Genomic DNA, 9,580 nt, shown 5'->3' with positions numbered 1-9,580 from the left:
GCTCTTTAGTACAAATTTTATTAATTAAAGGCTGTGAGTGACTTATTATAACAATACCGATGTTTTCTTTTTTACAAAACTCTAAAATAACTTGCCATATTTGACTTTGAGTAATTAAATCAAACATAGTTGTAATTTCATCAGCTAGTAAAAATTTAGTTTTTTTATTTAAAACACGTGCTATACAAAATCTTTGGAGCTCACCCCCAGAAAGTTCTCGTGGAAAACGGTTAAGCCATTTTTCTTGAATACCTAAATCTTTTAAAAGTTTATCATTTATCTCTCCAGACTCTTTTAAGATTTGTTTCATTTTAAGTCTAGGATTAAGAACTTGCTCTGGGTGTTGCCAAATCATCTGAATAGGACAATAACCTTTAAATTTATGTATAGGTGTATTATCTAAAAGAACTACACCACTATTAGGAACCTCATATCCAGAAAGTATTTTACATAGAGTTGTTTTTCCAAAACCACTAGGAGCAGTTATGGCAACTCTTTCACCACTATTAATGCTAAAATTCAAATTATTAAAAATATTTTTTCCATTAGGAATATGACTATAAGAGATATTATTTGCTATTAAGAGCATTTTTATCCTCCTTTTCTAAAAGACATCTTACAAAACCAGAGTTTGTTTTTTTCCAAGGAATCTCCCCTAAACAATTAGAACAAGCATGTGAACAGTTGTTATAAAAAGAGCATCCTTTTTTTTCAGAGTTTTGTAAAGAGCAATCTAAAGAGAATGATTGAAAACCATTTTGAGGCATTGCATGAAATAATGCTTTTGTATAAGGGTGATTAAGATTATCTATTGAAGAAAAATCATCTGTAGAAAGATCTTCAATAGTTATTCCATCGTAAAAAACAACAATTCTATTAGCTATTTTTAGTGCCATATCTAAATCATGGGTAATTATAAGTATTCCCATGCCTTCCCTTGCAAGTTCTTGAAAATGCTCTGCAACATGATTTAGAGTTCTAGGATCAAGTCCAGGAGTAGGCTCATCAGCTAAAATAAGCTTAGGAGAACTATAAACAGCTGTTGATATAAGTACTCTACGAATCATTCCTCCAGAAAGTTGGAAGGGATACATATTAGCAACTTTTTCATCTAATTTATATTTTTTAAGAATTTCTAAACATCTTTCTTTAGCTTTTATACTATTGTCTCCTTTTCTAATTTGAGATCCAATTTTTATTAAAGGGTTTAAGTAGGAAACACTTTGAGGAATCAAAGCAATATTTTTACCTCGTTCCTCTCTTTTTTTTTCCTCTGTTAAAAGATTCCCACAAAAGTAAATATCACCTTTCAAGTTAGCATTATATGGTAAAATTCCTAAAATACTATGAGCTAGTAAACTTTTACCAGATCCACTAGCACCAACAATGGCAACAATCTCTTTTTCATGTACAGACACATTTAAGTTATGGATAGTTTGTAGTGTCTCTTTTTTTAAACCATTATATTGAGTAAAAGAGATAGATAAATCTTTAACTTTAAGTATCTCTTTGTTGGTAGTTTTATCCATACATCCTCCTACTTATGAATTTGATTAACATTAAAAATTTTACTTAAATTATGTCCCGCATAGTCAAATAAAATAACAATTAAAACTAGAAAAGCTCCAGGAAAAAGACCAAGCCACCATTTACCAGTAGAAAGATATCTCATACTTTCAGATAAGATAATACCAATAGCAGGTTGTTCAGGAGCAAGTCCAAATCCTAAAAAAGTAATACTAGCTTCATGAAGTATTGCATGAGGAAATAATAAAATAAGACCTAACAAAAACTGTGGAAGAAGATGTGGAATCATATGGTTTTTGACAATATGAAATCGACTAACTCCAAGTTTTTGAGAAGCTGATATGTAATCACTATTTTTAAGAGATAAAACTTCACTTCGAATAACTCTAGCAAGACTAGGCCAGTGAGTTAAGGTAACCCCAGTAATTACACCTAGAAATCCCTTTCCACATGCAAAAGAGATTAAAATTAATAAAAGAATATGAGGAATTCCCATAATTAAATCAATTAGCCAAGTGACAATTCCATCTGCTGTTTTACCACCAAATGCTGCAAAGGTACCTAGAGAGAGAGCAATGATAGAACTAATACCAGCAGTTATAACCCCTATTCGAATACTCATTGATAAACCAGAAAGAGTACGGTTAAACATATCTCGTCCCATCCAATCTGTTCCAAAGAGATGCTTAGAATTAGGAGAAATATTGGTTTGAGTAAAATCAACTTTTAAAGAACTCTCAGAAAGATGCCAACCTAAAAGAGTGATTCCAATTAAAAACATAAATGTAAAACTAAGCATGAAGATATTCTTTTGCTTATTATTTACTTTAGCTAACATCTTATCACTCCTTTTTCTTTTTTATTCCTATTCTAGGATCAATTATTTCGTATAAAATATTTGCGATTAAATTTCCTAAAAAAACAATTGTTGCAGTAACAACAGTTATTGCTAATAAAAGAGGTACGTCTCCACCAAGTCCAGCTTTTACAGTGGCTTGACCAAGACCGGGATAGGAGAATACAGTTTCAATTAAAACAGAACCACCAAATATTTCACTTATAGATACGAATTGCAGTGTTATAGCTGGTAAAAGAATATTTCTAATACTATGTCTAAAGACTATACTAAAAGTATTTTCTCCACGAGCCTTTGCAAATAAAACATAGTCACTATCTAAAACTTCAATCATTTTTTCTCGTGTATGTAAAATTATAGCTGATGAATTAATAAAAATAAGTGTAATAATAGGTAGTATAGCGTGATAGACTTTATCTTTAAAAGTTACATTGGAAAAATCTACTCCTATAGGAACACTCATTCCAATTGGAAAAATATCTAACCAAACTGAAAAAACAATAAGTAAAAGCAAAGCAAACCAAAAAGATGGAATACTTGCTGAAATTAAAGCATATTTATGAATAATATGATCAGTTAATTTATTTCTTTTAAAGCCAGCTAAAACACCTAAAAAGAATCCTAAAAAACCAGATAAAATCCAAGCAATACCCATTAACCATAAAGAACTAGATAACCTCTCTTGAAGAATTTGAATAACAGGTCTTCTGTATAAAAGAGAGATATTCATGTCTCCTCTCAAAAAATCCTTAATCCAAGATATATAGCGTTCAGTTAGGGGAGTATTAACTCCCCAATAATCTTGAATTTTTTTTAATTGTTCAGGAGACATAGATCCTTTAACTGTTTGACCTAAATTCATTTGTATAGGGTCAAGAGGAGATAGTGAAACTAAAATAAAAGAAACAACACTAACACAAAATATTAATAAAATAGCTCTAACTACCTGTTTGATAATAGAGGTAGGAATCTTCATTACTTCTTGCTCCAAGACCACTGATCAACATTATTAACAATAGACCACCCATGTCCATGAGGATGGATTTTTTGTTCAGCAACATTAAGACCATTTTTAACCCAATATAGATGATCAATGTTAACTAGCCAAATCCATGGAATATCATTTGAAACTTTTGCTTGAGATTTTTTCCAAAGTTCAAAAGATTTAGGTAAATCATTTGTAGCAAGAGCTTTATCCATCAACTCATCTACCTCTTTATTAGAATAAGGAGAATAAGCTGCTAAATTACTATTTGGTGCTGTGTGGTATATATTGTACATTTCCATAGGAGTATGAGCTCCCCATCCCCATACAAGTGGTTCAGATTGAGCTCTATTGTAAGCGGTATCCCAACCAACACCTTCAAAAGTAACTTCAATTCCAAGTTCTTTAAGTTGATTGGATGTTTCAGCAGCTAATGCTTGTCTTACAGAGTCATTAGCAGGATATAAAAGATTAAATTTAGCAGGAATACCATTTTTTTCTCGAATACCATTTTTGCCAACTTTCCAACCAGAGTTCTCTAAAATCTCTTTTGCTTTTTCAGGATTATAAGCAACAATAGTTTTGCTATTAAACCAAGGCATTTTATCAGCAACACTATAAGCAGGAGTTCCATATCCTTTTAAAATATATTTAATTAAACGTTCTCGATCTAATCCGATATTAATAGCTTGACGAATAGCTAAATCACTAGTAACATCATTTCCTATATCTCCATTTTTAGGAACAGTTGGCAGATTAAAAGTACGATTATCAACTGAGTGAGCAGCAAGAATATTATAATTTTTTATTTTTTCTTGTGAAAGAGAAGGTGTTGTATATGCAACATCAACTTTATTAGATTTAGCGGCTGCAAAAGCAGCATCTTCACTCATAAATAAAACAACAACATTTTCAATATTTGGAGTTTTTCCATAATAGTTAGGATTTGCTTTTAGAATAACTTGTTGACCTTTATCCCATTGTTGTAAAATATATCGACCAGAACCAATAGGGTTTTGACCATAATTTTCATTATAAGCATGTTTGGGAACAATTCCAACATTAGCCATGCTATAAGGCCAAATAGAGTAAGGTTTATTCATATAAAAAACAACAGTTTTCTTGTCTTTAGCTTCAGCTTTATCGAGCATAGTAAAGTCATTGACTGTACTTAACTCTTTGACTTTATTATAAGTAAATGCAACATCCTCTGCAGTTAAAGGTTTCCCATCAGTAAAAAGAACATCATCTCTAATTGTAACAATCCACTGAAGTCCATCCTCTGAAACTTTTATATCAGTGGCTAAATCATAAGCAATTTTTAGATCTTGAGTTGTTGTTGTTAATGTACTTTGAATAAGAGGTTCATGAACATGTTCACCAGCACCCCATCCAAAAGCTGGATCAAATCCACTCTCAGGTTCTGAAGTATTCCCCATAGCAACTACAACAGTGCTATCTTGTGCATTAGCTTTTAAAACATTAGAGGTACCAAACAATATAAAAGTAATAGCAAAGAATTTATAAAACCTCTTTTTTACCATCTTATCACTCCTCCTAAAAGAAAATATAAATCTCACAGAAAGTATACAAATAGTTTAATAAAATTCCTTCATAAAAAAATAGAAGGAAATATTTTTACAAATATCTCCCTCTATAGATGTTTAACTTATTTTAAAATTTCAATAATATCATCAATATCATCAAAACTCATATTATTTTTTAGGTATGTAGCATATTCTAAAGATGTCATTCCCCAGCTATTTTTAATCTCTAAATTAGCACCGTTTTCTTTTAGAAAACTTACCATTTGAAAATCTTTATTAAAAATAGCAAGATTAATAGGTGTATTACCTTGTAGTGGTTCTTGGATATTAATGTCTGCATTATAATCTAAAAAAAGTTTAACAATATCAGTATCTTTTAATAAAACTGCTTTATGGATAGGGTATCTGTATTCACCACTTCTATCATTAACATCAATTCCATTTTCTAGTTTAAGTTTTAATTTTTCTAAATCTCCATTTTTTAATGCATTTTTAAATTCAATCATAAAATCCCCCTTTAATCAGTAAAACTATTCAGAACAAACACAAGGATAATTAGGTGTAGGTTCATCACTTAAATACTCTTTAATTTTTTCAATTCCAACATAGTTAGTAACACTTTCCCAATCTTCAACTACCAAAGTAGGAGCTTTAGTGACATGAAGTTTTTCTGCTAACTCTTTAGTGGTATCTAAATCATAGATAGTTACATCGTGTCTATTATTGAATAAATTTTTGACTGTATCACAACTATCACAATTTTTAAGTATAAACAGTGTTTTTTTCATATAGTTTACCTCCATTATTTAATAAAAAAATTATAACATACTAATAGAGATTTATATTAAAATTTTTAACTAAATTTTTTAAAAAACTATTTTCAGTATTTACTGATACAAGGGAGTTAACTTGGTTTAAATTACAAACTTTATAAAATTTAGAAGTATCAAACTTTTCATCTGTAATTAAAAATATATTTTCTAAAGATTGTTTTAAAGCAGTTTTAGTAACTAATGCTTCATCATGATTGTGTGAGGTTATACCGTTTTCTAGAGATATTCCATCTAAAGTTAAAAATGCTTTATCAAAAAAATAGTTTTCAAGATCTGATGCCACTTTAACTCCTGAGGTTGATAAAAGATTTGGTTTAACTTCACCCCCAACTAGAAATATAGAGTGAGTGTGATCAATACCACTAAAAAAGTTTATAAATTCATTAATAACAGAAATAGAAACTGTCACAATTTTAAGATTTTGCTTACTTTTTAAATGGGGAATTATTTTAGAAACTGTAGTTCCAGCATCTAAAAAAATTGAATCTCCATCATTAATAAGATTAGCTCCTTTTTCGGCTAAAATACTCTTTTCATTAGAAAAAAGTTCATTTCTTAAATTATAGCTTTCATCAACTATATTAGAGGAGCTTTTTAAAGCTCCTCCATAGACTTTTCGAATATCACTATTTTCATTTATAATATCTTCTAAATCTTTTCTAATAGTTTCCATAGTCACACTATATCTTTTTGCAAGATCTTTAACATAAACTATATTTTTAATATTTATCTCATTTAGGATAAGTTGCCTACGCTCTTCCATCAGCATATATTATCTCCAAAACATAGAGTTTTTAACACACTCTATTAAGGTATCTATATCAGTAGCATAAACTTCACCAATATTTCCAACTCTAAAGCTTTCCTCTTTTGTTAATTTACCTGGATATATAACAAATCCTTGCTCTTTAAGTTTTGAATAAAAAGTTTCAAACTTGTAATCAGGGTGATTTGGAGCATAGAATGTAGTTATAATAGGAGATTGTTTTTCTAAAGAGATAATAGCTTTAAACCCAAGAGTTTCCATACCATTAACAAGTTTATTTTGATTTTCTTTGTATCTTTCCTCTCTAGCTTTAACTCCACCTTCAGCTTCTAACTCTAAAAGAGCTTGGTAAAAGGCTCTTACAACATGAGTTGGAGAAGTAAATCTCCATTTTCCATTACCACTTTCCATAACTTTCCATTGATCAAATATGTCTAAAGAGTGAGAACGAGCTTTTCCTTCACATTTTAAAAGTTCAGATTTTTTAGCTATAATAAATCCAAATCCAGGAACACCTTGGATACACTTATTAGATGAACTAATTAAGAAATCAATTTGGTATTCAGGAATACTAAAGTGAATTCCACCAAAACTAGACATAGCATCAACAATAAAAGTTTTTCCATGATTTTTAACAATTTTTCCAATCTCTTTAATTGGATTTAAAATTCCAGATGTAGTTTCACAGTGTACAACAGCAACATGAGTAATCTCTTTATCTTCCTTTAAAATATTTTCTAAATGAGCTAGATCATAAGTTTCAGTCTGCTCGATTTTATAGATAATATTTTTAACTTTTGCTGTATCGCAAATAGTTTTCATTCTATCTCCATAAGCACCATTTGAAAGGATTAAAACTTTTTCATTGTCTCCAATAACACTAGTTAAAACGGCCTCAACAGAGAAAGTTCCACTTCCTTGCATAGGAATCATAGTATAGTCATCTCCAGCTTCAGCAACATCTAAAACTCTTTTTCTCATATCTTGAACTAAAGAGTTATACTCATTATCCCAAGTACACCAATCTTTAAGCATAGCTGATTTAACTCCAGAAGATGTTGTAAGTGGTCCTGGTGTTAAAAGAATATATGGTTTATCTGTTAAGTTATTGTTATTCATGGTTGTTTCCTCCAAAAAGTTTTTTATTTTCTATTTTTATACTCTCTTCAAGAATTTTAAGAGCTTTTTCAAGTTCATGTTTTTCAATAATAAGTGGTGGTGAAAGTGTTAAAATTCCACTAGAAACTTTAAAGCTAAGACCTAAGTCAAGACAACTATAAAGGATTTTATCAGCTTCTGAATCGGCTTTTTCTTTTGTTTTTCTATCTCTTACAAGTTCAATAGCAAAGAGTAGACCAATAGCTCTTACATCACCAATAATTTCATATTTATCTTTTAATATATTTAATTTTTCTAAAATAAACTCTTCCATTTTAGATGTTTTTTCTAAAATATTATTTTTGTCTATAAAATCTATTGCAGCATTAGCAGCAGCACATCCAACAGAGGACTTCTCGTGAGTATAGTGTCCTAAAGATGTGTATTGACCGATATTAAATTCATCTTTTGTTAAAAGGGCAGATATTGGAAATATTCCACCACCAAGTCCTTTTCCAATAATAACAATATCAGGCTCAATATCATAATGTTCAAAGGCAAAGAATTTTCCAGTTCTTCCCATGGCGATAGCTGTTTCATCTAAAACTAAAAGGGTGTTGTGCTTAGTACAGATATCTCTTATCTCTCTCATAAGTTTATATGATGGAATCTCCACTTCAGTATTTCTAATAGTTTCCATAAAAAAGGCTGCAATATCTCTGTGTTTTTCTAGAGTATAATCTAAAATAGTTAGAAAAGTATCTTCATCAAAAATTGGTCTGTAACTATTATAAGGGATTAAATGTTCACATCCAGTTAGAAGACTTCCAATGCCATTTCTAAAATGAGCAGTTCCTCCTAAAGATATAGCATCTATTGAGGCTCCATGAAAGGAGTCCCAAAAAGACAGAAAACCATCTTTTTTAGTGACAAGTCTAGCTAGTTTCATTGCCATCCCAATAGAGGAAGTTGCACCTGGTGAAAATAAAACTTTATTTAAAACGCCATTGGTTTTTTTAGAAAGTTTTTGAGCTAAAGTTATAGCAGAGTTATTTGTGTATCTTCTAGGTGAAAATGGAAGTACTTCCATCTCATTAATGATAGCGTTTTTAACATCTTCATTTCCAAATCCAACTTGATGAACATTGTTTCCATGAAAATCCATATAGATTTTTCCAGAAGTATCTTCTAAATATATGCCTTTAGATTTTTTTAAAACATTTAAACATGGTGTGGAAAGAGATTGATGAAGAAAGCTTTCTTCATCATCCCTAAGAATACAATTAGTTTCATAGTTTATATTTTTTTCTTGCCAACTTTTACGATTTGAAGAGGTATTTATATCCCCTTCAGATGTAAGTTTATTCATTTTAGATAACCTCTTCAGCATTCATTTTAGTGTTAATAATATCAATTATATTTGGAAGATCTCCAACTTGCTCAACAACATAGTCAGCTCCAGCAGAGTATAATCTCTTTGCAGTTGCATCCATTAATTTTTTTAGCTCAGCAGGATCCATAGATTCAACCTCTTTTTGTGAAAGTCCAAGTTCACTTCCACCTTTTAAGATACCAACAGCCCAAACACCAGCGTTTTTTCCCTCTTTCATATCAACAGTTGTATCTCCAATTTTTATAACAGAGCTTACATTTGGAACAGCTAAAGTAATCATATTTTGATAGATCATGTATGGATATGGTCTACCTGCAGGAACCTCAGTTGATGTGATTCTAAAATCAGGACAATAACCAAAAGTTTTTGCTTTAGGAGCAACAATATCTAACATCTCTTTTGTGTATCCTGTTGTACTTCCAATCTTTAATCCTCTATCTCTTAATTCTTTTTGAAGCTCTAGCATTCCTGGAACAGGTTCAGCAAAATTTTCTAAAGAAGCGAATAAAACTTCTTCAAATCTTTCGTATAAAGAGTTGATATCCTCTATAGAATGCTGAAGAGGTTATCTAAAA

11 protein-coding genes are annotated in these 9,580 nt (G+C 30.3%); all 11 read right to left on the bottom strand.

Annotated elements, in window-relative coordinates; all coding sequences use genetic code 11:
* The coding region (locus tag Q0V08_RS08550) for an ATP-binding cassette domain-containing protein (RefSeq protein WP_297433914.1) at positions 1 to 589 on the bottom strand (589 nt) is incomplete at its 3' end.
* Positions 570 to 1,529 carry an ABC transporter ATP-binding protein gene (locus tag Q0V08_RS08545; RefSeq protein ID WP_297433912.1) on the bottom strand — a complete coding sequence of 320 codons (960 nt, stop codon included), beginning with the start codon at positions 1,527 to 1,529 and terminating at the stop codon, positions 570 to 572. The genes Q0V08_RS08545 and Q0V08_RS08550, both read right to left, overlap by 20 nt.
* An 8-nt stretch (positions 1,530 to 1,537) precedes the next feature.
* Positions 1,538 to 2,365 carry an ABC transporter permease gene (locus tag Q0V08_RS08540; protein WP_297433910.1) on the bottom strand — a complete coding sequence of 276 codons (828 nt, stop codon included), beginning with the start codon at positions 2,363 to 2,365 and terminating at the stop codon, positions 1,538 to 1,540.
* A 4-nt stretch (positions 2,366 to 2,369) separates the two neighbouring features.
* A complete protein-coding gene (locus tag Q0V08_RS08535; RefSeq protein WP_297433908.1) occupies positions 2,370 to 3,359 on the bottom strand; it encodes an ABC transporter permease in 990 nt (329 codons plus the stop codon).
* A complete protein-coding gene (locus Q0V08_RS08530; RefSeq protein WP_297433906.1) occupies positions 3,359 to 4,912 on the bottom strand; it encodes an ABC transporter substrate-binding protein in 1,554 nt (517 codons plus the stop codon). Before Q0V08_RS08530 ends, Q0V08_RS08535 begins: the two co-directional genes overlap by 1 nt.
* A gap of 125 nt (positions 4,913 to 5,037) precedes the next feature.
* Complete coding sequence (locus tag Q0V08_RS08525; RefSeq protein ID WP_297433904.1) at positions 5,038 to 5,421, bottom strand: ankyrin repeat domain-containing protein; 384 nt, start codon at positions 5,419 to 5,421, stop codon at positions 5,038 to 5,040.
* A gap of 24 nt (positions 5,422 to 5,445) precedes the next feature.
* The gene (locus tag Q0V08_RS08520) at positions 5,446 to 5,703 is read right to left on the bottom strand and encodes a hypothetical protein (protein ID WP_297433902.1); all 258 of its coding nucleotides are present in this window, start codon (positions 5,701 to 5,703) and stop codon (positions 5,446 to 5,448) included.
* Between the two features lie 40 nt (positions 5,704 to 5,743).
* Complete coding sequence (locus tag Q0V08_RS08515; RefSeq protein WP_297433900.1) at positions 5,744 to 6,517, bottom strand: DeoR/GlpR family DNA-binding transcription regulator; 774 nt, start codon at positions 6,515 to 6,517, stop codon at positions 5,744 to 5,746.
* 3 nt (positions 6,518 to 6,520) lie between these two features.
* Positions 6,521 to 7,633, bottom strand: coding sequence for a 2-aminoethylphosphonate--pyruvate transaminase (locus Q0V08_RS08510; protein WP_297433898.1), 1,113 nt, complete (start codon positions 7,631 to 7,633; stop codon positions 6,521 to 6,523).
* The gene (locus tag Q0V08_RS08505) at positions 7,626 to 8,981 is read right to left on the bottom strand and encodes an aspartate aminotransferase family protein (RefSeq protein ID WP_297433897.1); all 1,356 of its coding nucleotides are present in this window, start codon (positions 8,979 to 8,981) and stop codon (positions 7,626 to 7,628) included. Before Q0V08_RS08505 ends, Q0V08_RS08510 begins: the two co-directional genes overlap by 8 nt.
* A 1-nt stretch (position 8,982) precedes the next feature.
* Positions 8,983 to 9,546, bottom strand: a complete 564-nt coding sequence (gene phnX, locus Q0V08_RS08500; RefSeq protein WP_297433916.1) for a phosphonoacetaldehyde hydrolase — start codon at positions 9,544 to 9,546, stop codon at positions 8,983 to 8,985.
* Positions 9,547 to 9,580: the final 34 nt, after the last annotated feature.

Origin of the sequence: uncultured Cetobacterium sp. (assembly GCF_947038635.1) — a bacterium.
GTDB lineage: Bacteria > Fusobacteriota > Fusobacteriia > Fusobacteriales > Fusobacteriaceae > Cetobacterium_A.
Note: the sequence above shows the minus strand (reverse complement) of the source record. Positions and strands in the feature narration are given on the sequence as shown.